Origin of the sequence: Syntrophotalea sp. (assembly GCF_050253115.1) — a bacterium.
Taxonomy (GTDB): Bacteria; Desulfobacterota; Desulfuromonadia; order Desulfuromonadales; family Syntrophotaleaceae; genus Syntrophotalea; species Syntrophotalea acetylenica.
In genome coordinates this window covers 1-24843 of sequence record NZ_JBFWJQ010000030.1, presented here as the reverse complement: position 1 = coordinate 24843, position 24843 = coordinate 1, and the positions used below count along the sequence as shown (strand labels likewise).

Here is a 24843-nt window from a genome sequence, read left to right as displayed (position 1 = left end):
AGGAGAAAGCCCATGAAGGACCATCGCCTGACGAGCACCCCGTTGCTGGCCGTGACCGCCTGCCTGTTGTGGTCCACCGCCTTCGTCGGCGTCAAAACCGGCCTGCAATATGCCGGCCCGCTGGCCTTTGCCGGCATCCGTTTCATGCTGTCGGGCCTGCTACTGGTGCCGTTGTGGTGGCTGCACCGGCCGACACTTCGCGACACCTTGCGGCACCTGCGACTGATCGCATGGATAGCATTTTTTCAGACCTTTACCCTTTATGGCCTGTTTTATATCGGCATGACCCTGGTCCCCGGCGCCCTGGCGGCCATGGTCATTGGCGCATCGCCTTTGGTGGCCGCCGTTCTTGCCCACTTCCTGATGACCGGCGACCGCATGAACCGGGCCAAAACCTGCAGCATCCTGCTGGGATTGGCCGGGGTTGCGATACTGAGCCTGAGCCGCTTGCCATGGCGTTCCGCCACCGGCCTGATGGAACTGGCGGGCATCGCCATCCTGCTGCTTTCCAACACCGCTGGGGCCATGGGCAATATTCTGGTGGCACGTCACACAACCAGCCTGCACCCCCTGTTTCTCAACTCGGCGCAACTGTTCATTGGCGGATTCGCCCTGTGGTGCCTGTCCCGCCCGCTGGAAGGCGCGCTGCCGGCCACCCTGCCCTGGCCCTTCTGGGTATCGCTGGCGTGGCTTGCCTTCCTTTCGGCGGCCGCCTTTTCATTGTGGTTCACCCTGCTGCGCCGACCCGGCGTCAAGGTATCCGAACTCAATTTGTGGAAATTCCTGATTCCGGTCTGCGGCGCCCTGCTCAGCTGGCTGCTGCTGCCCGGAGAATCGCCAGGTTTGTGGCCCGTGGCTGGCATGGCCTGCATCGCCAGCGCCATCATCATGTATAATTTACCGGCATTTCGCCCCCCGTCGCCTTACACAAACCGGCACTGATCCGCCCTCGTTGCCGCCTTCAATCGAGGCTCCGGCAACGAATTAGTGATTGATCTTTAAACGCTGTTCCGCTAGCTTTTATGCTTTATTCCGTCATCCTTTCCAACTGTGCAAACCTGTTGCAATGGAGTACATCATGAGCCGTACCCTGAAAGACATACCGCTGCCCGACAGCAAAGGCTATTTTGGCGAATATGGCGGCAGCTTCATCCCCGAGCAGCTGCAGAAAGTCATGGATGAGATTACCGAAGCCTATCTGCAGATCCAGCAGGATCCTTCCTTTGTTGAAGAATTGCAGTCTCTTTACCGGCATTATGTGGGAAGACCCAGTCCGCTGTTTTATGCCCGCAACCTGTCCCGCAAGATCGGCGGCGCACGGATTTTCCTGAAACGGGAAGACCTCAACCATACCGGCGCCCACAAAATCAACCATTGTCTCGGCGAAGCCCTGCTGGCCAAGCGCATGGGCAAACAGATCCTTATCGCCGAAACCGGGGCCGGTCAGCACGGTGTGGCCCTGGCCACCGCCGCGGCGCTGGTGGGCCTTGAATGCCATATATACATGGGCGAGGTCGATATCGCCAAGGAGCGGCCCAATGTCACGCGCATGAAAATCCTGGGCGCCAGGGTGGTGCCGGTAACGCGCGGCACCCGCACCCTCAAGGATGCCGTCGATGCGGCCTTCGAGGCCTATCTCGAAGATCCGGTCCGGCAGATCTACGCTATCGGCTCGGTGGTCGGCCCCCACCCTTTTCCGATGATGGTACGGGATTTTCAGCAGATCGTCGGCATCGAAGCCCGTCAGCAGTTTCTGGAACAAACCGGCGCCCTGCCGGACAACCTGGTGGCCTGCGTCGGCGGCGGCTCCAACGCCATCGGCCTGTTCACCGCCTTTCTCGACGACCAGGACGTGGCCATCTTCGGGGTCGAGCCATCCGGCCGAAGCCTGAACGACGGCGACCACGCCGCCACCCTGTCCCTGGGGAAACCCGGCGTCATGCACGGTTTCCGCTCCTATATGCTGCAGGACGAAAACGGCGCACCGCTGCCGGTATACTCCGTGGCCAGCGGTCTGGATTATCCCGGCGTCGGCCCCCAGCACAGCCTCCTCAAGGACCTCAAACGGGTCAACTACGTAACCGCAGGTGACAAGGACACCATCGACGCGTTTTTCGAGCTTTCCCGGGTGGAGGGCATCATCCCGGCTCTGGAAAGCTGCCACGCCGTGGCGTACGCCATGAAACTCGCCGCCACCCTGCCTTCCGAACAGACCATCCTGGTCAATCTGTCCGGGCGCGGCGACAAGGATATCGATTTCGTAATGGAAAACTACGGCCGCGATTACGGCTGCGAATAACCCCTGATAAAGCGAGAGTCAACCGTTCATGCCAGACTGGCCCATGTGGCCTGTCCCCGGCCGGGCATCCAGAAGGGAGCCGAGCATGCAGCAGAAAATCCGCGAAATTGCCTCGCGCGTGCGGGAGTTGCGCGAATTGTCCGAAATATCCGTCGAGCAGATGGCGGAAAGCCTCAATCTGCCAATTTTAACCTATCAGCGCTACGAAAACGGCAGCGAGGACATCCCCGCCAGCATCCTTTACAAGATCGCAACCGATCTGCAGGTCGACATGGGTTTGCTGCTGACCGGCGACATGCCGCGCATGCATATCTTTACCGTGACCCGCAAGGACAAGGGGGTGGCGGTCGAACGTCGCAGCCAGTACAGCTACCAGAGCCTGGCCGCCAATTTCGTCCACAAAAAGGCCGAACCGTTCCTGGTCAGTGTCGAGCCCCGGCCGGACGGCAGCAAGCCACAAAAAAACACCCATCCCGGCCAGGAATTCAATCTGGTGCTGGAAGGCCGGATCAAGATCCATATCCATCACAACGAAGTCGAACTGGAAGCCGGAGATTCGATTTACTTCGACGCCAATTATGAACACGCCATGGAGGCCCTGGATGGTCGCCCGGCGAAGTTTCTGGCCATCATCCTGTAATTTCGGCGCGCAGTCTTCTGGCCCTGGCCACCAGCCGTGCCGTTCTGAGGAGGAACCATGTCTTGTCTTCTGGACCGGTTCGTCAACCGGACCGAATTTAATTCCTACGAGGATTTCCGGGACCATCTGTCCATCCGCATCCCGGAGAATTTCAACTTCGCCTACGACGTGGTCGACGTCTATGCCGCCGAGCAACCGCACAAACGGGCCCTGGTATGGTGTGACGACCATGGCAATGACCGCACCTTCACCTTCGCCGACCTGAAACACTACAGTGACAAGGCCGCCAATCTGTTCCGCGGTTACGGCATCCAAAAAGGCGACCATGTGATGCTGATTCTCAAGGGCCGCTTCGAGTTCTGGTTCTGTTTGCTGGGGCTGCACAAGATCGGCGCCATCGCCACCCCCGCCACCCACATGCTCACCGCCAAGGACATCAAATACCGCGTGGAGGTGGCCTCCATCCCCATGATCGTGAGCGTCGCCGACGACGGCCTTGTGGAGCATATCGAGGAAGGCCAGCGGCAGACCGGCGGCAGAATCCGGCACAAACTGCTGCTGGGAGAACCGCGGGAAGGCTGGATCGATTTCCAGAACGAACTTGAAAGGGCGCCCTCGGAATTCCGGCAACCCGAAAAAGAGCTGGATACCTGCAACGAGGATGTTTGCCTGGCCTATTTTTCCTCCGGCACCACCGGCTACCCGAAACTGATCCATCACGACATGGTCTACCCGCTGGCGCATATCCTGACCGCCAGGTACTGGCAGAACAACATGGACGACGGCCTGCATTACACGGTGGCCGACACCGGATGGGCCAAGGTGGTGTGGGGCAAAATCTACGGCCAGTGGCTGTGCGGCAGCGCGGTGTTCGTCTACGACTACGACAGGTTCAACGCCGCATCGATGGCGGCCATGGCCGCCCGCTACGGGGTCACCACCTTTTGCGCGCCGCCGACCATCTACCGCTTCCTCATCAAGGAAGATCTGTCACAGTACGATTTTTCCGGCCTGAAATACTGCGTGGTCGCCGGTGAACCCCTCAATCCGGAAGTCTACGAGCGGTTTCTCAAGTACACCGGGCTCAAGCTCATGGAAGCCTACGGCCAGACAGAGCTGGTGGTCACTATCGCCACCTGGCCCTGGATGGAGCCCAAACCGGGGTCCATGGGCAAACCCTGTCCCCTCTACGATATCGATCTGCTCAATGCCGACGGCCGCCCCTGCGACGTGGGTGAGGAGGGCGAAATCGTTATCGGCACCAAAGCCGGCAGGCCTCTGGGGCTTTTCCCGGGATACTACCGGGACGAGGCCAAAACCGCCGAGGTCTGGTACGACGGCTACTATCACACCGGCGATATGGCCTGGCGGGACGAGGACGGCTACTACTGGTTTGTCGGCCGCGCCGACGATGTCATCAAAAGCAGCGGCTATCGCATCGGCCCCTTCGAAGTCGAAAGCGCCCTGATGGAACATCCCGCGGTGCTGGAGTGCGCCATTACCGGGGTGCCGGACCCGGACCGGGGCCAGGTGGTCAAGGCGACCATCGTGCTGAGCAAAGGCTACGCGGCCGGCGACGCGCTGATCGAAGAACTGCAGAGCCACGTCAAAAACGTCACCGCGCCCTACAAATACCCGCGCATCATCGAATTCGTCCCGGAGCTGCCCAAAACCATCAGCGGCAAGATCCGTCGGGTCGAAATCCGCGAAAAGGACGACGGCAAAATCTGAAGATTCCCAGAATTCACCCACAAATGCGGCCGGGGCCCTCATGCGTTGAAGGCCCCGGCCCGTCGAATTCAATCCAGCGGATAACCGTGAACATCATCCTTTTTTCAAACGATCCATGGTCATTTCCCGCATACGTGGTTTGTGCAGCTTGCCACTGCCGGTTTTGGGGAATTCATCCACGATCCAGATATGCCGGGGCACCTTGAAATGGGCCAGGCCGGCCTTGCAATAGCTCCTGAGTTCTTCTTCGCCTCGGTTCCTGCCTCGACGGCGCTCAGTAAATCGACCAGCGGCGCGTCGCCATGGCTTTGCGCAGAACGGACAGAGCCATATCGACAGCAATATCGCGCGGCAAACGCCCCTCCTGCCGGACCCGGCGCAGCATCTGCTCGGTGTTGGCGCGAACTTTCTCCGCCACCACGTCGAACACCAGACCCTTCCAGCCGCCGTGATATTCAAGCGCCCCACAGATCACGCCACCGGCATTGGCGATAAAATCGGGCAGACACAGAACGCCGCGCTCATGCAAGGTTTTTTCCGCCGCGGCGGTTACGGGGATATTGGCACCCTGGGCAACGAGTCGGGTGCGCAACCGGTCGACATTGGCTTCGTTGATCACATCGGGGCGTGCCGCCGGGATCCAGACCTCGCACTCGAGTTCGATGACCGCGTCCCGGTCCAGTTTCTGGCCCTTGGGGTAATCGACAACACTCTTGCCCAGATTCTTCAGATCCATCAGGGCACCGACATCGATCCCCTGCGGATCGTACAAGGTCCCCCTGGAATCCGCGGCCCCGACCAGCACGGCGCCCGTCCCACTTAGAAAACGGGCAGCATGCTGTCCCACGGCGCCGAACCCCTGCACCACGACCCGCGCGCCAGACAGCTCGAAACCCGCTACCGGCGCCGCGACTTCCACCGCATGCCGCACGCCCCACCCCGTCGCGCCGATCTTGTCAAGGGGGATGCCGCCAAGGGATTCGGGCAAACCCACGGCCCGGCCAATTTCATCCCGGATCCAGCCCATGCAGGTTTCATCGGTGCCCATATCCGGGCCGAAGATATAGTCCTGGCAATCGCGCAAGGCGCAAGCCATGGCACGAATAAGGCATTCCTTGTCCCGCGCCGGCATTTTCGGATCACCATAAAGCACCGACTTGCCGCCACCGTGGGCCAGCCCGGCAGCGGCATTTTTAAGGGTCATGGCCCGTGCCAGACGGAAACATTCTCCGACATTTACATCCGGCGCCATGCGCAGACCGCCAATGGCGGGGCCAACAGCGACATTGTCGATTACCAGCACGCCCTTCAGGGCAATGCGCGGTTCGTAGATGTAGATGATCCTGGCGGGACCGTATGTGTCAGCATAAGTAAAAGCATCCAGCATGGCAGTATCCTCCCTGATCGCCATCAAAGTCTGAAATGGCAGCAACTTTTCCCGTTTTTATCCGTAAAAGGCTTGTTGTCAGAATGCAAAACACAGCGCATCCATCCGTGGTTTGCAGATGGACACTTTCTAGAATTGTCGCCGTCAGGGACGAAATGTCAAACCGGAGCGGTAAGCCGGCCGGTCGCGTGATGTTCTGAAAAAAAATCAGGAAGGGGTCTGCGGCAACCTGCGAATCACCGCCAGGCAGAGGATGTCCATGCCGGCAGCTGGCCGAAGACAATATCGAACAGCGGCACCGCAAGGCCGTAGGTAAGCAGCGTGATCAGCACGATGCCGATAAGGTTGAGGGCCAAGCCGCTCTTGATCATCTGCGGCATGGTCACGCTGCCCGAGCCGAAAACAATGGCGTTGGGCGGCGTTGCGACCGGCAGCATGAAGGCACAGGATGCCGCCAGGGCGGCGGGCACCAGTAGCAGCAGGGGGTTTTCGCCCAACCCCAAAGCCACGGCGCTGAGCACCGGCATGGACATGGCGGCGGTGGCGGTGTTGGAAGTCAGTTCGGTGAGGAAAATAATCAATACGGTAACGGCCAGCACCAGAATCAGCAGCGGCGCATTGCTGAGCAGTTCGATGCGGCCCGCCAGCCAGCCCGACAGGCCGGTCTTTTCGAACCCGTTGGCCAGGGACAGGCCACCGCCAAACAACAGCAGCATGCCCCATGGCAGACGGCCAGCCCATTCCCAATTCATGGCGAACTCGCCACGCCGGCCTACGGGAATCACAAACAGCAGCAAGCCGCCGGTCATGCCGATCACCGCATCGCTGATCATGGATGGCGCCGGCCAGAAACCGGCCACCGTTTCCCGCAAAATCCAGGCGGCGGCGGTACAGCCGAATACCACGGCGGTGACGATCTCCCCGGCATCCATCGGGCCGAGGCGGCGCAGTTCCGCCTGAATCAGATGGCGGCCGCCGGGAACCTGCTCAAGCCGCATGGGATTGGCAAAACGGGTCAACCAGACCCAGCACACCGCCAGCATCACGATCGACAGGGGCACGCCGACCATCATCCAGCGGGCAAAGGTTATCTCGTAGCCGTAGGCATGCTTCAGGTATCCGGCCAGCACCGTGTTCGGCGGCGTGCCGATCAGGGTGGCGATGCCGCCGATGGAGCAGGCGTAGGCGATGCCGAGCATCAGATTGGCACCGAAAGCGAATTTCCCCGGAGAAAAATCGATCTCCGCATCATTTCCCGTGCGCCGCCCCTCGGCAATCACATGCTGGATGACCGCCATGCCGATGGGCATCATCATCAGCGCCGTTACCGTATTGGAAACAAAGGCGGACAGTCCGGCGCTGGCCACCATGAACCCGAGCACCAGCCGGTCCGGGGCGAACCCGAAGCAGCTCACCACCAGCAGCGCGATGCGCCGGTGCAGATTCCAGCGCTGCATGCTCAGGGCGATCAGAAATCCGCCCATGAACAGAAAAATCAGTTCGCTGGCATAGGGAGCCGCAGCCTCCTTCATCGGCAGCAATCCGCACAGAGGCATGAGCACCAGCGGCAATAGCGCGGTGGCTGGAATCGGAATCGCCTCGCACATCCACCAGGTCGCCATCAGCAGAGCGATAGCCGCCATTTTGCGGGCCTCTGGCGAAAGGCTGACAGTCTCGGGCAGCAGCAGCATCAACGCGAACAAAACCGGCCCGCATACCAGACCGAACAGTCGCCGGCCTCCCCAGCGCGCCGTGCCAAAACCGTCAGGCGTATCGCCCTGTGCCGCGGAAGTTTCCCCAGACTGTACCTGAATCGCCTCTTCTTTATCCATCCCGCATCCCTGCCCCATGCGCGCCTGCCATCCATTGCCAACGGCTCATCCGAACGGGTCTCGAAAACATTTATAGCATAACATCCTGAATCAGCCACGGCCACCGGCGACTGCAGGCAGGTCGCCCGCAGGCCAGTTTCAATGCAGCGGCAGGGACATGCCTCTGATGCCGGCGGGACGTCCCGGCTGGATCGTATGGTAGTTATCGAAAAACAATATTTTTTAGGGCGGCCTGCCGTGACACGGCCGGCAAAAACGCAAAATCAAATGACCATGGAATTCATATTTTTCTCCCGCTTGCAGGCATTAAAAAACGGAGCCGGAATATGCCGGCTCCGCAAATATGCTTATCCTGCTTGCGTCCACCACTCAGTGCTGACCGCAACCCCGGCAACCGTTGCTGCCGTCACCACAGTGGGAAGCGGCCTGAGGCGCCTCGGCCTGCAATCCGGTTTCGACCACTTCGATATCAAATATCAGGGTCTTGCCGGCCATCGCATGATTGGCATCCAGCTTCACGGCTTCTTCAGTAATTTCAACAACCACGGCCGGCACCGGACGGCCGCTCTGATCGCGCAGATGAAAGCGCTTGCCGATCTCGATCTCAAGATTCTCGGGAACGTTGGCTTTGGGGACGGCAATGACCAGATCGTCCCGGTATTCGCCGTAGCCGTCCTTGGCCTCAATCGTGACAGTGGTTTTATCGCCTTGTTTAAGCCCCACCACGGCATCGTCAAACCCTTTGATGAGTTGTCCGGAACCGACAGTGAATTTGAGGGGCGCGCGCCCTTCGGAAGAGTCAAACACCTGGCCGTCTTCGAAACGCCCGGTGTAGTTAACGCTGATGGTATCTCCAGTCTGGATGATTTCCGCCATTTTTCCTCGTCTCCTTGGTCTGATGGTCGAGAAATGCCCCCACAGCATGCGGCAGCATTGTATCTCCCATTGCGAAATGCCCGCCTCTTGCGTTTCCGCTCAGAAGCGGCCGGGTAAAACAGGCTACGATGCGAACAGTTCCGTCGGCCTGAGGCCGGTAGCCACGATTTCTATATCGAACGTCAGGGTTTTTCCCGCCAGGGGGTGGTTGCCGTCGAGGCGGATGAGTTCCCTGGTAATTTTGGTGACGGTAGCCGTCATCGCCTTGCCCCCCTGCAGAGGCAGTTTCAACTGCATGCCAGGCACAATATTCAGGCGGGCCGGAACACTGCTACGGGGAATACTGATGACACACTCCTCGTTACGCGCTCCGTAAGCCTGGTCCGGCGCGAGAATTACGCGAGTACGCTCACCGGCTCGCAAACCAAGCACCGCCGCATCGAAACCCCGCATGACGGCGCCGGAACCGACCACATAAGTAAAGGGCCCGCGCCCGTCGGTGGTGTCGAAGACTTCGCCATTCTGGTCGCGGCCGGTATACCGCACCCGGATTACATCACCGTCCTTGATTGGATCAGCCATTTATCATCACTCCTTATCGAAATACGGGGCGTCCGAAGCGCAACATGCCCGCCAGCCACGCCGCAACGCCTTCAGCGCGCGGCCGAAATCCCCCTGCATGCGCAGCAGCTCAGGCAGCAAGGACGGCTGCCGTACCAGGCGAGCCGCAATCCATAACAGCCGGGGACGGCCCTGCTCATCCACCAGATGCAGCAACGCCGGGGGCACCGAGCGCCGTGCATCGTCGCAGACCGCTCGCAACACAAAAAACGGTTTACCCGCAACGGTCGCGACATTGGCGACGGCGGCGCTTTCCATATCGACTGCCAGCGCCTCGCTGCAAGCTTGCCAGGAGGCTTTCCGCCGGGTGGTCAGCAGCGGTTCGCTGGTGGTCAGGACAAGTCCGCAACGGGCCTCATTACCGAGGCTGGAAACAAGCCACGCACACAGCTGTCGATCCGCCGGCCATAGACAACCGGCCTCATCGGTAACGCCTCTGGCAGCGATCAGATCGCCGCTGGCCAGCCCGGAGTCCAGTCCGCCGGAAACTCCGGCAATACCAAGACGGGTCACGCCCTGTTCAACCAGAAAAGCGGCGGCGGCCGCCGCCCGCTGGTGACCGATCCCGCAGCACGCCCAGGTGGTCTTCACGGATGACGGTCCGCGGCTTTCGAAGATGGCAAAACCACCGCGCCTTATCCACCGCTGCCTGCCGAGAAGGGCTCTGGCCTCGGCGGGCAGAGCCACCACCATGCCGAGATGACGGTCCGCATCAGCGCAACGTGAAGCCACCCATGCCTCCACTCCCGAAAATAACGACGCCCCTCAAAGGGGCATCAATTGCCGGCGCCACGCAGAAAAACCCCCAATGCCTTGAGCGGATGCAGCGCCGCATCCACCACCGCACTTGGCTCGAATCCGCAGTGTACCATACAATCGGCGCAGCGCGCATCCCCTGCCGTTCCGTAGCTTTCCCAGTCGGTATCCTGCATCAGTTCACGGAAACTGCCAACGTAGCCGTCGTTGAGAAGATAACAGGGGCGCTGCCAACCGAAAATGTTGGCGGCAGGCGTTCCCCAGGGGGAACAGGCGTACTGCTGCCCGCCCGCCAGAAAATCGAGGTACAGGCTGCTGTGATTGAAGCGCCAGCCGCGTTTGCGGGCCTGCGGCAGCAGGGCGCGGAACAGCTTGCAGCTGCCCTCGCGACCGAGGAAATTATCCTGTTCCTCGGCACTTTCATAATTGAAAGCCGGCGCCACCGTCATGCCTTCGACGCCCAGGGACATGAGAAAATCAAACAGGGCCGCCGCGCTTTCCGGGGTCTCGTCGCCAAAAAAGGTCGTGTTGGTTGTCACCCGGTAGCCATCGGCGACCAGTCGCCGAATGGCCTGCACCGCCTGATCGAAGACGCCATTGCGATTGACCAGGGTATCGTGCTTGTCCCGCAGACCGTCCAGGTGAACATTGAAGGTGAGGTAGGGCGACGGCTCGAAATCCGCCAGCCGCTTTTCCACCAACAATGCATTGGTGCAAAGATACACAAAACGTTTACGGGCGATCAGTTCCCGGGCGATCAAATGGATGTCCGGATGCATGAGCGGTTCACCCCCGGGCAGGGAAACGATGGGGGCACCGCACTCTTCGGCCCTGGCCACGCACTCCTCAACGGTCATGCGGCGGTTCATGATCTCCGGCGGATGGGAAATTTTTCCGCAGCCTTTGCAGCGCAAATTGCACTGAAACAGCGGCTCAAGCATCAACACCAGGGGAAAACGGCGGTTGCCTTTGGCCAACTGCCTGCAAATATAGCCCCCGATACGGGCTTTCTGGATAAAAGGAACACCCAAAGCAGATCTCCTTGAGACATGAATTCTGGCCGGCGCTCGGCCATCCGGAAATTCGGACGCCGGTGGACCTGGCCCGATGGTCGCGCGGTCGATATCGCGACGGCAAAACACAGCGACGCAGGACATCCCCGTTCCGAGCAACCGGACAGGTATCCTGCGTCAGCCAGAGACACTGAGATTTACATCGATCACTCTTCCTGCAAAGCCTCACACATGCGCCCTTGCAGCTCCAGTCCCCGCTCCCACGGACCGCTGGAGCTTTCGCCTGGAATCAGGCCCTTCCAGAAACGCTGCAACTGACGGCAGGCATCGGCAGGACGCCCCTCCGTGAGCAGTGCGTCGACAAGCCCCAGGCGATTTTCGGACTGATCGGGAGCCAATTCCACGGCCTGTTCGTAGTAGTCGACGGCCAGCGCGGGATCCCCGATGCTCACCGGGAAAGCCGGCGCCTGCAGGTAAAGGTCCCCGAGCATGCGGGCTGGACCGGCCTCGTCAAGCGCCGGGTTGAGCTTCAGGGCGGCCAGCGCCTCCCTCTCGATGACCGGCACCAGCGCCAGGGCCTTCAGGGGATTGCGCTGTGCCTCCAGGCCGGACAGGTAAGCGAGCAGATAATGCGCTTCGGCGCTTTTGGGCAAAGCGTCGACAGCTTGTTGGGCGAGTCGTCGCCCGGCTTCGGCGGTTTTAAGATCTCCCTGCCCCTGCTCCACCAAAAAAGCATGGCAGGCAGCGCCGCTCAGGGCCGCATCGGCATCCCGGGGGGCAGCAAGACGCCAGGCTTCGGCGTCCGCCATATCGCAGTCCTGCCAGAGGTCAAAAGCTCCGGGTCGGGCCGCGGACGCATCGATACTCCGTTGCGGCGCTGTGGATGGGCCCGACGCGCAACCGGAAAGCACGCATACTACCCCAAACAGCATCGGAATCACAAGCTTCATAGGCCTTTTCCCTTCAACGTTTTCAGACGTGCATCGGGCGGGCCGAAACCGTCGGTCTGCAACAATTTCAGCAGATCGGCCGCGGCGGGATCCTGTTTCATGGACTGCAATACCTTGTAAAGCCTGGCATGCAGTTTGCCCGGCGGTCCAAAGCTCACCACGGCCGGCGTCGGAAGCGCATCGGAAGCCGCAATGACCTTGAGCCTGGAAGACTGGGGCAGAGCCTGGATTGCATCGAACTGGGGTTTGTCCAGAATCACCCCGGCCCCCTTGCCCCGGGACAGGTTTCGCAGGGAACTCAGCGGGCGAAAGGTCCCCTTGAGAGCGAAGGGCATTCCCCCGACAGGGCGCCGGAACATCAGGCGCGCCGCGACCTGTGGCTGAAACAGCATCGTGCCCTCGACGCTCCCGTTTACGGCACGCCAGTCATCCGGCCCGTCCTGGACCACCATCAACCGCCAGACATCGCTGTCGGCGCCGCCGGGCCTGGTTGCGGCCAGCGGCACCAGGCAACCTGCACCGTGGTAAGTCAGGAAATAGCCCAGAGATACGATCCCCCAGCGTGGCTGGTGCGTGGCGAGAAAAGCCGAAGCCGCCGAGGCTTCGTTGAAGTAGTGCCCCCTGACGGTGACCGAACTGCCAAGCTTGTCCCGCAGGTAGGCGGCCAATGCATCCATGACCGGTTGCGCATCCTGCGACGAACCGGGTTGCCCGGGCTGTATCACCACAAAGTCGAAGGGTTCGGCACCCTGCGCATAACCGACGACGGCGATTACCAACAGCATTGCGATCAGCAATTTTCGCATCGAAATCACGACTCCTTGTCCAGGGACTGCCCGTAGCGGAAAAGCTTGAGCGCCGCCGGCAGAACCAGCAGGCAACTCAGCATCCCGGTCAGCGAACCGAGCACCATGACCCAGCCCAGGCTGGCCAGGCCACGGTGATGGGCGAACAGCAACCCGCCGAAACCGATCATGGTGGTGGTGAAGCTCAGCGCCACCGCCGTCGGCGTCGTGGTGGAAAACAGACAGCCGTTGCGCAATTCCTGCCAGCGTGCAAGACAATGCACCCCGCCGTCAACCCCGACGGCTATCAGAATGGGGATGGCGAAAAAGTTGGCCAGATTGAAATCCAGCCCCAGCCATCCCATCAGCGACAGCAACCAGATCATGCCGACCGACAGCGGCAGGAGGGCCAGCAGCACATAGCGCAGGGAACGACCACTGATCCAGAGCAGCACGCTGACCAGTGCCAGCGTTACAATGGCGGCGGACAGAAATGTCCTTTTCATCAACTGTGCGGATTCATAAACACTGACAGGCACGCCGGTAATCCGCTGGTCGATGCTGCGCAAGTCCCGGATGAAAGTCTTCAGGTTGGCGAACTTCCAGATATCGTGGCGCGGCGTGATCTTGAGTTGCATGCTACCGTCACGACCGATAAACAAGGATCGCAAAAACGCTGGCAGAGTATCGATTGTCACCGGACCCGCCGCCAGCCACGCCTGCAGCTGCCCGATACCGTCCCTGACGTCGGCCTGCAGGCGGGACTGCACCGGCGTCAGCCTGGCGGCAAGGCGGGGATCCGCGGCCAGCTTTTCATAAACCGCATCGAGTTTTTCCATCAGCCGGTCTAGCCGCGCGAGTTCCTCTCCGGCGCCGGCCGCAAACAGTTTCTCCGCCAGGTTGTCGAGGGACGCCGACAAGCTGTCCAGTGCTTCGAGCACCGACTTCGTATCGATGGCAGCGGCCGCCACGACCGGTGGCATCGCGCCGAGATTCGCCGATGCCTGCCTGAACAAGGCCGCCTTGCGTTGCTGGTTACGGGGCAGATAATCGACCAGGCTTTCAATCTTGCCGACACTCGGCAGCGCTTTGAATTTTTCCCCCAGGACATCGAGCTGCGCCGCGCTGTCAGCCACCGACACCGCAAACCAGGTCGATTCGTCGGAATCCTCGATCATGCGCTTTTCATAATCGACCGATTCGAGCCCCCTGGCCTGCAATTCAAGGAGATTGTAATTGAACCCGACCCTGAACAGCCCGGGCAACAAAAGCAGAGTGAACAATGCCAGGATCGACAGCAGCCGTCCCGGCCTTGCGGACAGACGACCCAGAACCGGCAGGCTGGTGACATGCGGCAGGGATTTGGGGAACAGCTGACGACGGCCCGCCATGAGCAGCAGAGCTGGCAGCACGGTGAGCATCACCACCAGCGAGATCAGAATGCCGGTTCCGCCAATCAGACCGAGTTCCGCCAGGCCGGTGAAGTCGGACCACAGCACCGCATAAAAAGCGCAAACCGAGGTAATGGCGCCGACAATGACTCCCGGACCGGTCTGCATCAGGGAAATGCGCACCGCGTCTTCGACGCTTTTACCTTCCTTGCGTTCCTCGATGTAGCGCAAAACGACATGCACACCGAAATCGACCCCGATCCCGACCAGCACCAGGGCGAAAACGATGGACAGCAGATTGAGCACCCCCAGAGTCACCGTGGTGAAGCCGAAGGTCATGGCAATCGCCAGCCCCAGACAGAAAATGACCAGCAGCGGACGCAGCCATCCATGCAGTACCACCATGAACAGCAGCCCCACCAGAATCACCGAAATGATCGAAGCCCGCGTCATATCGCGGTTGGTGGTGGCCATTTCATCGGCCTGCAGCACCGGACGCCCGGTCAGGCCGGCCTGCAGGCCGGGAAACTCCGCGCGGGTCTGGCGCAGGGCGGTGCGCACTGTCGCCAGAGGGCCGGCGATCACGTCCATGGTGCCGTAGTCCTTGGCCGGCAGCAGACGCATGATCAGGAGACGTTGGTTGGCGGTAAAAAAGTAGTGGTTGCCCTGATTGGCCATATCGATCACCGGACCGCCGGGATCCTTGCCATCGAGGGCGGCATTGAGGCGGTCGGCAAAGCCGTCGAGACCGCCAAGCGCTGTCTCGAGCAACGCCGGATCGGCCGCATCGCCATGCCGGACGCCACCGTCGAGCAGACTGCCGACACGGCGGATGAAATCCGCCAGTTCACCGCTGCGCAGCCAGTCCATGGCCACGGGACCAACGGTCGAAGTCATGCCGACCAGGCTCTTTGCCTCCTTCAACGGCGCGTAGTAAAGCGCTTGTGGACCAAGATCGCTGGCGGTGGTGCGGTAGTGAATCTCCTGGATCTGATCGGGAGCTGCTTTTAAACGCGTCGCCAGCGCATCGGCGAAGGCCCTGGCGCGGGTTCTGCCCTGCTCTTCCGCCCCGGCCTGGATCACGACATAGAGATATTCCTGGTCCCCGAAATTCCGCAGCACTTCCAGATAGCGCTGCTGATAGGGCAGGTCCCGGGAGACAAGCTTGTCCTGATCGCTGTCAAGGCGCAAAAACAGCACCGAGACCAGTGTCGATGCCGCGGCCAGAAACACCGCGCACCACACAACGCTGCGCGGCGCGCGGGAAATCAGGTGCCAAAGCCCGGCCAGCAATCTGTTCTGCAGGGTTTCAAACATGATCAGGCGCTCTTCATGGTGCGCATGGCCAGGTCCTTGGTCGTGGCCCAGGCCGAACCGGGGAACCGATGAACGTCCTTGAGAACGGTTTCCATGGCGTCAAGGAACATGTCCGCCTCCTGTTTCCCGATAACCAGCGGCGGCAGAATCTTGACGGTATCGAGACCGTGGCCCGCCACCTGAGTCAGAATGTGATGTTTTTCCATCAGCGGCATGGTAATCATCTGCCCGAAAAGATCCGCATTCATCTTATGCACCAGTTTCCAGCCAGCCTTGAGTGTCAGGGATCTGGGCTCACCGAACTGCATGCCGATCATCAGGCCCTTGCCCCGTATTTCGTGCAGCATCTCGTAGCGCTGAGCTTTTTCGCGCAGACCATCGAGAATGTAGGTCCCGGTTTCGGCGGCCCGTGCCGGGAGATTTTCACTCTGCAGCACTTCGAGGGTCGCCAATCCGGCGGCCATCGCCAGATCGTTCTGGCCAAAGGTGTTGGAGTGGGCGAAACAGCGATCCATGCTGTCAAAAACCCTGGCGTGAACCGAGCGCCGCGTGATCACCGCGCCAACCGGGACGAACCCGCCGGACAGCGCCTTGGAAACCGCCATGACATCCGGCACCACATCCCAATGATCGACGGCGAACATCTTGCCGGTACGCCCGAAACCGGTCTGCACCTCGTCAGCGATCAACAGCGTTCCGTATTTGTCACAAAGGCGGCGGGCGCCGGGAAGGTAATCGTCATCCGGCACGAACACCCCTTTGCCCTGTATCGGTTCGACGATAAACGCCGCCACATCACCGCCGGACAGGGCGCGCTCCAGGGCCTCCAGATCGTTGAAGGGCACCTGGATACAGCCGGGCAGCAGCGGTTCGTTAAAATCGCGGAACTCACGGTTGCCGTTGACCGAGAGCGCCCCGAGGGTCAGTCCGTGGAAGGCGTGATGGCAGTGCACAACCTTTTGGCGACGTGTCGCCTGGCGAGCAAACTTCAGCGCCCCTTCCACACTTTCAGCTCCGGAGTTGGTAAAAAATACCGCATCCAGATCGCCAGGCGTGATTTTGGCCAGGGCCTCGGCCAGCAGGCCGGAAATGCCTCCCAGATCCATTTGCACCATGTTGGCCGGATCGGAATCGAGCATCTGATGCAGCACCTGAGCCACCAGGGGGTGGTTGCGCCCGATATTGAAGACGCCGAAGCCGGCCAGGAAATCGAGCACCTCGCGCCCGTCGGAATCGATAAGGCGTGCCCCCTTGCCGCTGACGTAGTTGCGATTGAAGCCGATAACCTCCAGCACCCGCACGAACTGAGGGTTGATATATTTTTTGTGCAGATCGTAGGTTTCTGCGTGACGTTCCCTTACTTTCGAAAGAATATCCATGGTTCCGACTCGCTGATGTTATAAGGTTATAGATTGCCATCCGCCCGGCACGGCCATGCTCTTTCCCGCTCAAAAACAGAACCGCCCGAAGGCGGAGTGTGGTCATGGATTGAGTAGGAGAATGAGCGGAAAGGTGCGCAGGAAGATCGCCGCAGTGTGCAAAGCGGTATTTTAAGTCAGCAGCCCCTGCATGTCCACGGCAAAATGATGATCATGAATCGCGCGGCTCCGGCCCGGTCCGCGCCAGACAAAAAGCTCCGACGCGCGATACTTCCAGCGCGCCGGAGCTTTCACGCAAACCGCTCTCGGCAGAACCCGGGTTAAATCCCCAGACGCGACCGACCTTTCGGAGTCGCGAGTGACACAGATCAGGGCTGCAACTCCTTGATGGGGGTCAGGCCCTTCAGCAAGGCCCTGCGAAGCTGTTTTTTTTCGTTGTTGCCGGCATCGGCATCCTCGAATTTCGGCAGAGTGAGCTTCGAAACAACTTCGGAGTTGTCGGCCACCGCGACCTTGAAGGTATAGCCGGCCTTGCCACCCGGTTCGAGCAGATTTTTTGCCGGATCCAGTCTCGCCAGGGTAACGCCCCCCCAGCTCTTGCCATCCAGCCACAGCATCAGCGTCGCAGCATCCTTGCCCTTGCGGGTATACAGTTCCTGCGGCAAGCTGGCTTCGCCAAGATTTTGCACCTCGACATAGACATGGTCCCCATGAACCTGCAATGCGGTGATGCCGAGATCGCGCGGCAGCAGGAAGTCCTTGTCCACCTGGTGCTGCTTGCCCGGGAAGGAAACCTTCACTTCAAGTTCGGGGGTGAGCTGACTGAAGTTCTCCAGCACCAGAAAATACATCCCCTGGGTCTGTGCAAGTTCGTTGAAATCGATATCGTGGCGCATGCGGCCGGTCGTGACATGATTGTCCGGCGTGTGCGGAAACCTCACGCTTTGGCTGTAACCGTGCAGATAAACCGGCGCCTGTTTCTTCTTTTTCTTGCCAAACACGAAATCGAGTGCCGCCTTGGCGCCTCTGACCATGCCGCGGATCTGGTCGCCGGCAAGATATTCGACCGGGTTGTAGTTGTTGGCTTCCTGCAGCCACTGCTGGAATTTCCCGGGCTCCATCGGTTTTTTCTGGTCAAAAAACCGGGAATCGACCAACGACCAGCGGAACATGAAGGCCTTGCCCCGCTCCTGACGGATTTTTTCCAGGGCCCTTTGGTAACGTTCCTCATCGGGGCGCAGCAGCTTGAATTCGCATTCGACCCTTCCCGGCTGCGTCACCTCGACGGGGAAAACAAGCAGATATGAGTCCTGGGCATCGCCGGTGTAAAGCTTGATCTGCCGATGAAAAAGCCCCTGATTCTCAGCGATTTCCGCATAAACCAACGTACCCGGCAAAAAACCGCACAAAAGCGCGACGATCACGAAACCGACGACCCTCTTCATTGTAAAAAACCTCCCCGGTAAGGTTGAAAAAAATTCCCTTATCCCGCATCGAACGAACCGGCCAGACCTGCACACAGCCGTTCAGGAAAGGAAAAATAGAATTCTATAACTAACGCGTTACAAAAACCAGACTTTTTAATCTCTGCGGAAGTTTGTCATGCATCGCCTTGCTGGAAACAAAAGGTTTGCGGAAGGGCGGCTGGCCGTGTTGATCGAGGATTTTCTGCCCACCCGCCGGATCCAGGAGATAGGCCAGAAAAGCCTCGGCGGCCTCGCGGTTCGGTGCGTCCTTGAGCATGGTGATGCCATAGGCGACAAACCGGCCCTGGCGATCGATATAGGAGCCGGGCCGCTCTCCCGTCACCCGCACGCTGACGGTGCGATAAAATGCATCGTGGGCGATATTGGCCAGATTGATGTGCTCGTCAAGGGTAACGAACTTCATGCGATGCTGCAGGGCGATGGAACGATACGCCCAGGCATAATCCATATCCCCGTTCTGCACCATGGAGGTCAGGCTGACCGACTTGTCCCGCAGGTTTGTTTTTGGACGGTTGGCCAGCAGGCGCTTGTAGAGGCCGGGCCGCTTGTAAAATTTCTCGGCCAGCTGAATGGCCATCAGGCTGCGATAGCCGCCGGGATCGATGTTGGGATCGGAATGCCCCCAGACAACACCGGGCTTCCCCAGAATCTCGAACCAGTTGCCGGAATCGATCACATCGGCGAACTTGCTGCCTTCCGCATAGGTTAAAACCAGTTCGTTACTGGCGAAACGGATATTGAAATCGGCCAGCCCCGGTATCAGGCTGTGATCGATGACCTGAAAATCCGCCGAAGCCATCAAATCGGCCGGCTTGCCAACCTCGGAAATCAGGCGCGCCATGCGGGTGCTGCCACCCGATTCGCGCTGCACGTCGACACCGGGATAACGCGCTTCGAATTCTTTTTCCATGGCCGCGAAAGGCACCGTCAGACTGCCGGCATGAAAAATGATCAGTTTGCCCCTGGGCGCGGCCAGCGCCTCTCCAACCGGCAAAACGCACAGAAGCACCAGCGCGGTTGCCACAAACCTGAAAAACGTTTTTACTGCCATCATATCCAATTCCTCTCCGCAATTTAACACCCCAAGGCCATTGGCAACGAACCAGCGGTAAACGACTTCACTGCCGTCAGAACACCCGTGCCGCGTCCTTGTCAAAGCCCAGAAAAACCGCGTCCCCCTCGCCGTAACCTTGCGAGAGCACGGTTTTTCGGTCTATTACCGTTTTAAACAGGGCCTGCTGACAACGGACACTGACTTCATGCCAGAGCCCGGCCGGGACGATCTGCTCGATCACCCCGGCATAGCGCACAAATCCACCCTCGAATCCGTCCTCGCGCTGCAGCACGATATCTTCGGGACGGATGGCCAGCACCCCTCGCTTGTCGCCGCCAGGCTCCGCCATGGGAAAATTCAGGCCGCCGAAAACCGCCTGTTGTCCGGACAAAGCGACTTCGAAGATGTTTTTCATGCCGACAAATTCCGCGACAAAGGGGGTGGCGGGGCGTAAAAACACATCTTCGGTGGTTCCGATCTGCTCCATGCGCCCCTGCCGCATCACACCGATACGGTCGGCCAGATACAAAGCCTCGTTAAAATCGTGCGTCACCATCATGAAGGTGATGCCCAACTCGCCGTGCAGATTTTTCAGCAAACGGCGGATATCTTCACGGAAATTGGGGTCGAGAGCCGACAGCGGCTCATCCAGGAGCAGCACTTCCGGATTGACGCTCAAGGCCCGCGCCAGACACACCCGCTGCTTTTCGCCGCCGCTCAAATGCAACGGCCGCCGGTGCACGATCCCGGCAATGCCCAGCAGGTCGACCAGGTCGCCGATTCGCTGGCGGGCCGCCTTGGTATCCTGATTGAAGTACCGCAGGCCATAACAGATATTGTCCATCACCGTCAGATGGGGAAACAGGGCATAGTCCTGATAGACAATGCCGATGCGTCGCTTTTCGGGCGGCAACCGCGTCATGTCCCGGCCTGCCACCCTTACCTTTCCGGCGGTGATATGCAGCAACCCCGCGATGGATTCCAATACGACCGTCTTGCCCGCCCCTGTCGGACCCAGCAGCGCGAAGAATTCACCAGGAGCCACCTGCAGATTCACGTTCCGCACGGCAAACCCCGGCAGCTTGACACTCAGATTTTCCAGTTTGATCATCGTTCCACCTTGCTCGGCAAAGACACCAGGCGCAGCGCCATAAACAACAGCAGACAGACCAGAATCAGCCACACCCCGACCGGCTGGGAATATTTGAGACCGTAAGCCGTAAACCGCTCGTACATCAGCACCGGTGCGATCATGGGATGATAGGCGACGATCACCACCGCCCCGAATTCGCTCACCGCCCGGGCCGCGCACATGATCACACCGCCAAGCATATGCCGCCAACTGAGGGGAAAGGTGACACGAAAAAAGGTGGCCGCGCGACTGGCACCGAGACTCCGGGAAACATTTTCCAGACGCACCGGCACACTTTCAAACCCCGATTTGGCGGCATTCAGATAAAAAGGCAAACCGACAAAGGTCAGCACCACGATGATGCCGGTGACGCTCCCCATGATGCGCAGCCCGACCTTGGCCATCAACTGCCCCAGGGGATGGCCTCTCCCCAGCAGGCTGAGAATGGCAATACCGACCACCGGATGCGGAATCATGATCGGCAGATCGACGATGCTCTCTACCAGCTTTTTGCCGACAAAATCGTGCCGGGCCAGCAGGTAGGCCAGCGGCGTACCGAAGACAAAAGCGATCGCCGCCGCGATCACCGCCGTGTACACCGACAGCCAGATAGACGACAGCACCTCCGGATCGCGGATGGTCTCGTGCAAGGCTCCGAGAGAGGGTTGGGACACCATCTGGAACAACGGCATGACGATAAACAGCAATACCGCCGTACTGCAGAAAAAGGTTACGTAAAGAAAGGGGCTGCCGAGAGACACCCGCCTTTTACCGGCAGTTTCACCCGCAGCCCCCACCTTGCCATCATCACACTTGACAGCCACTCAGACCTACTTCCTGACCTCGACCAGCGGCCGCAGGGTTGCCGGCAGCTTCGAATGCATTTCGTCGCTCGGCACGCGTGCCGGGATGAATGCCGGCTGCCCCATTTCGTCGAGAATCTTCAATCCGCCTTCAGGGTCCAGCAGGTAGGCCATGAAGGCTTCCGCCGCTTCCGGGTTGGGCGCATCGTTGATCAGGGTCACGCCGTAGGTCACCGACCCTCCGACACGGGTAATGAAAGTACCGGGCTTGTCGCCGGTGACCTGAACGGTGGCCTGCTTGTAAAAATCGTCCAGCTGATAATTGCCGAGATTGATGTGATCGTCGAGGGTTACATATTTAAGACCATGCTGCACAGCTACCGAGCGGTATTCCCAGGCATAATCCATGTCCCCATTCTGCAGCAGAGTGATCAGTTCCACCGATTTGGGACGCACGTTTTCCTTGGGACGATTGGCCAGAAGCTTGTTGTAAAGTCCGGGAATCTCATGGAATTTTTCCGCCAGCTGCAGAACCATCAGGCTGCGGTAACCACAAGGGTCGAGATTGGGATCGGAATGCCCCCACACCACCCCCTTGCGCTGCAGAATTTTGTACCAGTTGTCGGCATTGATTTCCTTGGCGAATTTGCTCTTGTCCGTATAGCAGAGCACCAGCTGATTGGTGGCGAAGCGAATGTTGACCGCCGCGTTATCGGGAATCAGGGTTTTATCGATAACTGTGTAATCGGCCGACGCCATGATATCGGCGGGCTTGCCGACTTCGGAAATCAAACGCGCCATCTTGGTGCTGCCACCGGCCTCGCGTTGCACATCCACGGCGGGATATTTGGCCTCAAAGGCCTTTTCCATGGCCTGAAAAGGCACCGCCAGGCTGCCAGCATGAAAAACGATGAGCTTGCCCGCGGGCGCGGCAAACGCCGACGACGGCAGCATCGCTGCCGCTGCCAGACAAACCATGACGAAAACGTGACGCACCAGTCCTTTTCCCATTTTACTACCTCCTCATGTCTCCCCTGAAGAATTGTCAGGCGCCTGCGCAGCCAAAAGCGTGCAAAAAACACTTAAGCGAGGCGTCGCTATATCAGATAAAATATAGCGAACTGCGTCACCCAAGTCAAACCCGTTGTCAATATTGACAACCGCTCATCCAATCCCATGCAATGGACCGTTCGCCCCGCCCGTGCAACGCGTGCCAAACCGGCGTGAAACAGGCACCGAATATGCAGAAAGATCCGATGTATCCGATGGTGCCCTATCGCATATCCCCCTGGAGGCCCCCTTCGTGAAAAGCGTTCTGGTTGTAGACGATAAACCCGATATTCGAAGCCGCCTGGCCGAGTCCCTGATGAAGTACGGATTCACCGATATTCTGGAGGCGGAAAACGGCCAACAGGCCATCGACATGACCCAGGCCCATCATCCGCTGCTGATCGTCATGGATTACATCATGCCGGTCATGGACGGCATCACCGCTGCTGAAATAATCAGCAAAAAATGCCCCGCCCCCATCGTCCTGCTGACGACCCGGGCAGACCACGCGACCATCGAAAAAGCCCGTCTGGCGGGAATCGCCAATTATGTCGTCGAACCGTTTCGCGAGGACCAGCTGTTCCCGGCCGTTGATCTGGCCATACATCATTTTGTCGAGATCGCGCATCTGCGCCAGGAAGTCGCCAAACTCAAGGAAACCCTGGAATCGCGCAAGTTCATAGAAAAGGCCAAGGGTGTCCTGATGCAGCAAGGACTTTCGGAGCAGGAGGCCTACCGGAAAATTCAGCGCATGGCCATGAACAAGCGGAAAACCCTCACGGAAGTTGCACAAGCCATCCTCTTGACCCAGGAGTAAACCACGCCGTGCAATCCTGCTGCACCAATTACTGCTCCCTGCCTCCCTGGGTCATCGCCTCACGGCACTTCAACCGCTATCCAAAGCCTCTGGAATTGCAGGGCGTACGCCGCGGCCACGCCGGCTTTTTCAGATTGCTCGACGCGGAGACCGATCCAAGGCGGCGTACGGCGATTTTCCATGACTACATGGACGTTACCTTCCAGTTACACCAGTGGCAGCAACAGAAAACCGCCGGTGGCCGCAAAAGCCTGAAAAACAGTTACCTGCGGTTTTTACGCGGCTGGATGTTCGATGCCAACGGCCGTGAGGGCGCCGTGCTCAAAGGCTGGGTCGAAAGCCGCTTCGGACTCGCCCCGACCTACCACGGACAGCCGATTGCCAGCATCCAGTCCGAGGCCTACCAGGCCTACCTCATCGACCGCATGCGCGGCAGCGCCCGCAGCTGCGCCATTCAGGCCCAGTTCGATCTGCTGTTCGAATTCGCCCAGTACGAATTGCAACGCCGCCATGCGGGGCAGACGCTATTCGAGATGTACCGCGGCATCTACGATTTTGCCGAACATCCCGTGCTGGAACAGCAAGCCCCCCACCATTGCGTAGTGCGCCTGAACAATCTCAATTCCTTCACGAGCCATTTCGAACGTGCCTGGGAGTTCGGCTCCAGGGTATTGGCCGCAAAGGTTCCCGCCAGCAAGATCCTGTTTTTCAGCGGCCTGTTTTGTTCGGCATTGCTGCGGGGCGAAGAAGAAAACCTGGTGATCGGCGGCGAATACGAAGTCGAGATCATTACGGGAGGCTTTCGATGACTGTCGATGGAAGCACCCTGGAACATCTCATCCACCGCGCCCGCTCCGCCTTCCTGGGGCTGGCCATCGGCGACGCGCTGGGTGCCACCACCGAATTTCTCACGCCCGCGGAAATCCGCCAGCAGTACAAGGTTCACCGTCGCATCATCGGCGGCGGCTGGCTGCATCTCAAACCGGGCAAAGTCACCGACGATACCGAAATGAGCTTGTGCATCGCCCGCGCCATCGACGAAGCAGGAGGCTGGAGCCTGCGTCGCGTGGCCGACCACTTAGCCGCCTGGCTGCGCAGCAAACCGATCGACGTCGGCGCCACATGCCGGCGCGGCATCAGCGACTACATCCTCACCGGCCGTCTGGAAAAGCCCCCAAGCGACTGGGATGCCGGCAATGGCGCCGCCATGCGTATGTTGCCGGTGGCCCTGTTTACCCTTGGCGATGAGACACTGCTGCAACGCTGCGCCCTGGAACAAGCCAGGCTCACCCACAACCATCCCCTCTCCGATGCCGCCTGTCTGACCGTTGGAAAACTGGTGCAGAGAGCTCTGCTGGGGGCCAATCGGCCGCAACTCCATGCGCTGGTTCGGGAACTGGGCGCCGAACACCCCAAGTTCCACTGCAAAAATTATCGGGGACAAGCCTCGGCTTACATTGTGGAAACCCTGCAAACTGTCTTCCACTACTTTTTCGGCACCGGTAATTTTGAAGAATGCCTCA

The 24843-nt window shown here is 59.7% G+C and carries 23 protein-coding genes; 7 read left to right on the top strand and 16 right to left on the bottom strand.

Annotation, left to right across the window (positions count from 1 at the left end):
* The 4 genes from AB7E65_RS05140 to AB7E65_RS05125 all read left to right on the top strand — a co-directional run.
* On the top strand, positions 1-942 hold a 942-nt coding region (locus AB7E65_RS05140; RefSeq protein ID WP_428745394.1), incomplete at its 5' end, for a DMT family transporter.
* Between the two features lie 136 nt (positions 943-1078).
* Positions 1079-2299 carry a tryptophan synthase subunit beta gene (gene trpB / locus AB7E65_RS05135; protein WP_428745393.1) on the top strand — a complete coding sequence of 407 codons (1221 nt, stop codon included), beginning with the start codon at positions 1079-1081 and terminating at the stop codon, positions 2297-2299.
* Between the two features lie 85 nt (positions 2300-2384).
* Positions 2385-2939 (top strand): helix-turn-helix domain-containing protein, encoded by a 555-nt coding sequence (locus AB7E65_RS05130; protein WP_072287318.1) that lies wholly within the window; start codon positions 2385-2387, stop codon positions 2937-2939.
* A 57-nt stretch (positions 2940-2996) separates the two neighbouring features.
* Positions 2997-4670, top strand: coding sequence for an AMP-binding protein (locus tag AB7E65_RS05125; protein WP_428745392.1), 1674 nt, complete (start codon positions 2997-2999; stop codon positions 4668-4670).
* Between the two features lie 93 nt (positions 4671-4763).
* Here the strand turns inward: AB7E65_RS05125 and AB7E65_RS05120 are convergent, their stop codons facing one another.
* From AB7E65_RS05120 to wtpA (AB7E65_RS05045), 16 genes are all read right to left on the bottom strand, one after another.
* Positions 4764-5012: an AMP-binding enzyme gene (locus AB7E65_RS05120; RefSeq protein WP_428745391.1), complete on the bottom strand. Its 249-nt coding sequence runs from the start codon at positions 5010-5012 to the stop codon at positions 4764-4766.
* The gene (locus tag AB7E65_RS05115; RefSeq protein ID WP_428745390.1) at positions 4945-6057 is read right to left on the bottom strand and encodes a Glu/Leu/Phe/Val family dehydrogenase; all 1113 of its coding nucleotides are present in this window, start codon (positions 6055-6057) and stop codon (positions 4945-4947) included. The genes AB7E65_RS05120 and AB7E65_RS05115 overlap by 68 nt, the downstream gene beginning before the upstream one ends.
* Positions 6058-6293: 236 nt before the next feature.
* Positions 6294-7889 (bottom strand): DASS family sodium-coupled anion symporter, encoded by a 1596-nt coding sequence (locus AB7E65_RS05110; RefSeq protein WP_320360953.1) that lies wholly within the window; start codon positions 7887-7889, stop codon positions 6294-6296.
* 369 nt (positions 7890-8258) lie between these two features.
* Entirely contained in the window at positions 8259-8765 is a 507-nt protein-coding gene (locus AB7E65_RS05105; protein ID WP_072287310.1) for an FKBP-type peptidyl-prolyl cis-trans isomerase, read from the bottom strand.
* Between the two features lie 123 nt (positions 8766-8888).
* The gene (locus tag AB7E65_RS05100; protein WP_072287309.1) at positions 8889-9347 is read right to left on the bottom strand and encodes an FKBP-type peptidyl-prolyl cis-trans isomerase; all 459 of its coding nucleotides are present in this window, start codon (positions 9345-9347) and stop codon (positions 8889-8891) included.
* 6 nt (positions 9348-9353) lie between these two features.
* A complete protein-coding gene (locus tag AB7E65_RS05095; RefSeq protein WP_428745389.1) occupies positions 9354-10118 on the bottom strand; it encodes a hypothetical protein in 765 nt (254 codons plus the stop codon).
* 44 nt (positions 10119-10162) lie between these two features.
* Positions 10163-11173: an adenosyl-hopene transferase HpnH gene (hpnH, locus tag AB7E65_RS05090; protein ID WP_072287307.1), complete on the bottom strand. Its 1011-nt coding sequence runs from the start codon at positions 11171-11173 to the stop codon at positions 10163-10165.
* A 188-nt stretch (positions 11174-11361) separates the two neighbouring features.
* The gene (locus tag AB7E65_RS05085; RefSeq protein ID WP_072287306.1) at positions 11362-12105 is read right to left on the bottom strand and encodes a tetratricopeptide repeat protein; all 744 of its coding nucleotides are present in this window, start codon (positions 12103-12105) and stop codon (positions 11362-11364) included.
* Positions 12102-12911 carry a PhnD/SsuA/transferrin family substrate-binding protein gene (locus AB7E65_RS05080; RefSeq protein ID WP_428745388.1) on the bottom strand — a complete coding sequence of 270 codons (810 nt, stop codon included), beginning with the start codon at positions 12909-12911 and terminating at the stop codon, positions 12102-12104. The genes AB7E65_RS05085 and AB7E65_RS05080 overlap by 4 nt, the downstream gene beginning before the upstream one ends.
* 5 nt (positions 12912-12916) lie before the next feature.
* A complete protein-coding gene (locus AB7E65_RS05075) occupies positions 12917-15598 on the bottom strand; it encodes an MMPL family transporter (RefSeq protein WP_072287304.1) in 2682 nt (893 codons plus the stop codon).
* A 2-nt stretch (positions 15599-15600) separates the two neighbouring features.
* Positions 15601-16977, bottom strand: a complete 1377-nt coding sequence (locus AB7E65_RS05070) for an aspartate aminotransferase family protein (RefSeq protein WP_428745387.1) — start codon at positions 16975-16977, stop codon at positions 15601-15603.
* A gap of 368 nt (positions 16978-17345) precedes the next feature.
* A complete protein-coding gene (locus AB7E65_RS05065; RefSeq protein ID WP_320360949.1) occupies positions 17346-18422 on the bottom strand; it encodes a hypothetical protein in 1077 nt (358 codons plus the stop codon).
* A 109-nt stretch (positions 18423-18531) separates the two neighbouring features.
* On the bottom strand, positions 18532-19515 hold the full coding sequence (wtpA, locus tag AB7E65_RS05060) for a tungstate ABC transporter substrate-binding protein WtpA (RefSeq protein ID WP_407058554.1): 984 nt from the start codon (positions 19513-19515) through the stop codon (positions 18532-18534).
* 76 nt (positions 19516-19591) lie between these two features.
* Complete coding sequence (locus AB7E65_RS05055; protein ID WP_072287301.1) at positions 19592-20629, bottom strand: ABC transporter ATP-binding protein; 1038 nt, start codon at positions 20627-20629, stop codon at positions 19592-19594.
* Positions 20626-21342: an ABC transporter permease gene (locus AB7E65_RS05050; RefSeq protein WP_407058553.1), complete on the bottom strand. Its 717-nt coding sequence runs from the start codon at positions 21340-21342 to the stop codon at positions 20626-20628. The genes AB7E65_RS05055 and AB7E65_RS05050 overlap by 4 nt, the downstream gene beginning before the upstream one ends.
* 138 nt (positions 21343-21480) lie before the next feature.
* Positions 21481-22464: a tungstate ABC transporter substrate-binding protein WtpA gene (gene wtpA, locus AB7E65_RS05045; RefSeq protein WP_072501976.1), complete on the bottom strand. Its 984-nt coding sequence runs from the start codon at positions 22462-22464 to the stop codon at positions 21481-21483.
* 292 nt (positions 22465-22756) lie between these two features.
* Here wtpA (AB7E65_RS05045) and AB7E65_RS05040 point away from each other — a divergent pair, with 292 nt between their 5' ends.
* From AB7E65_RS05040 to draG, 3 genes are all read left to right on the top strand, one after another.
* Positions 22757-23320: an ANTAR domain-containing response regulator gene (locus tag AB7E65_RS05040; RefSeq protein ID WP_072287299.1), complete on the top strand. Its 564-nt coding sequence runs from the start codon at positions 22757-22759 to the stop codon at positions 23318-23320.
* Positions 23321-23328: 8 nt separating this feature from the next.
* The gene (locus AB7E65_RS05035) at positions 23329-24129 is read left to right on the top strand and encodes an NAD(+)--dinitrogen-reductase ADP-D-ribosyltransferase (RefSeq protein ID WP_320360946.1); all 801 of its coding nucleotides are present in this window, start codon (positions 23329-23331) and stop codon (positions 24127-24129) included.
* On the top strand, positions 24126-24843 hold a 718-nt coding region (gene draG / locus AB7E65_RS05030; RefSeq protein ID WP_428745386.1), incomplete at its 3' end, for an ADP-ribosyl-[dinitrogen reductase] hydrolase. The genes AB7E65_RS05035 and draG, both read left to right, overlap by 4 nt.

Excerpts from the sequence above, each read along its gene's own strand:
- AB7E65_RS05065 (WP_320360949.1), bottom strand. The coding sequence starts at position 18,422 with ATGAAGAGGGTCGTCGGTTTCGTGATCGTCGCGCTTTTGTGCGGTTTT.
- wtpA (WP_072501976.1), bottom strand. The coding sequence starts at position 22,464 with ATGGGAAAAGGACTGGTGCGTCACGTTTTCGTCATGGTTTGTCTGGCA.
- AB7E65_RS05110 (WP_320360953.1), bottom strand. The coding sequence starts at position 7,889 with ATGGATAAAGAAGAGGCGATTCAGGTACAGTCTGGGGAAACTTCCGCG.
- trpB (WP_428745393.1), top strand. The coding sequence starts at position 1,079 with ATGAGCCGTACCCTGAAAGACATACCGCTGCCCGACAGCAAAGGCTAT.
- wtpA (WP_407058554.1), bottom strand. The coding sequence starts at position 19,515 with ATGGCAGTAAAAACGTTTTTCAGGTTTGTGGCAACCGCGCTGGTGCTT.
- AB7E65_RS05050 (WP_407058553.1), bottom strand. The coding sequence starts at position 21,342 with ATGCCGTTGTTCCAGATGGTGTCCCAACCCTCTCTCGGAGCCTTGCAC.
- AB7E65_RS05125 (WP_428745392.1), top strand. The coding sequence starts at position 2,997 with ATGTCTTGTCTTCTGGACCGGTTCGTCAACCGGACCGAATTTAATTCC.
- AB7E65_RS05130 (WP_072287318.1), top strand. The coding sequence starts at position 2,385 with ATGCAGCAGAAAATCCGCGAAATTGCCTCGCGCGTGCGGGAGTTGCGC.
- AB7E65_RS05115 (WP_428745390.1), bottom strand. The coding sequence starts at position 6,057 with ATGCTGGATGCTTTTACTTATGCTGACACATACGGTCCCGCCAGGATC.
- AB7E65_RS05085 (WP_072287306.1), bottom strand. The coding sequence starts at position 12,105 with ATGAAGCTTGTGATTCCGATGCTGTTTGGGGTAGTATGCGTGCTTTCC.
- AB7E65_RS05080 (WP_428745388.1), bottom strand. The coding sequence starts at position 12,911 with ATGCGAAAATTGCTGATCGCAATGCTGTTGGTAATCGCCGTCGTCGGT.
- AB7E65_RS05075 (WP_072287304.1), bottom strand. The coding sequence starts at position 15,598 with ATGTTTGAAACCCTGCAGAACAGATTGCTGGCCGGGCTTTGGCACCTG.
- AB7E65_RS05070 (WP_428745387.1), bottom strand. The coding sequence starts at position 16,977 with ATGGATATTCTTTCGAAAGTAAGGGAACGTCACGCAGAAACCTACGAT.
- AB7E65_RS05100 (WP_072287309.1), bottom strand. The coding sequence starts at position 9,347 with ATGGCTGATCCAATCAAGGACGGTGATGTAATCCGGGTGCGGTATACC.
- AB7E65_RS05055 (WP_072287301.1), bottom strand. The coding sequence starts at position 20,629 with ATGATCAAACTGGAAAATCTGAGTGTCAAGCTGCCGGGGTTTGCCGTG.
- AB7E65_RS05105 (WP_072287310.1), bottom strand. The coding sequence starts at position 8,765 with ATGGCGGAAATCATCCAGACTGGAGATACCATCAGCGTTAACTACACC.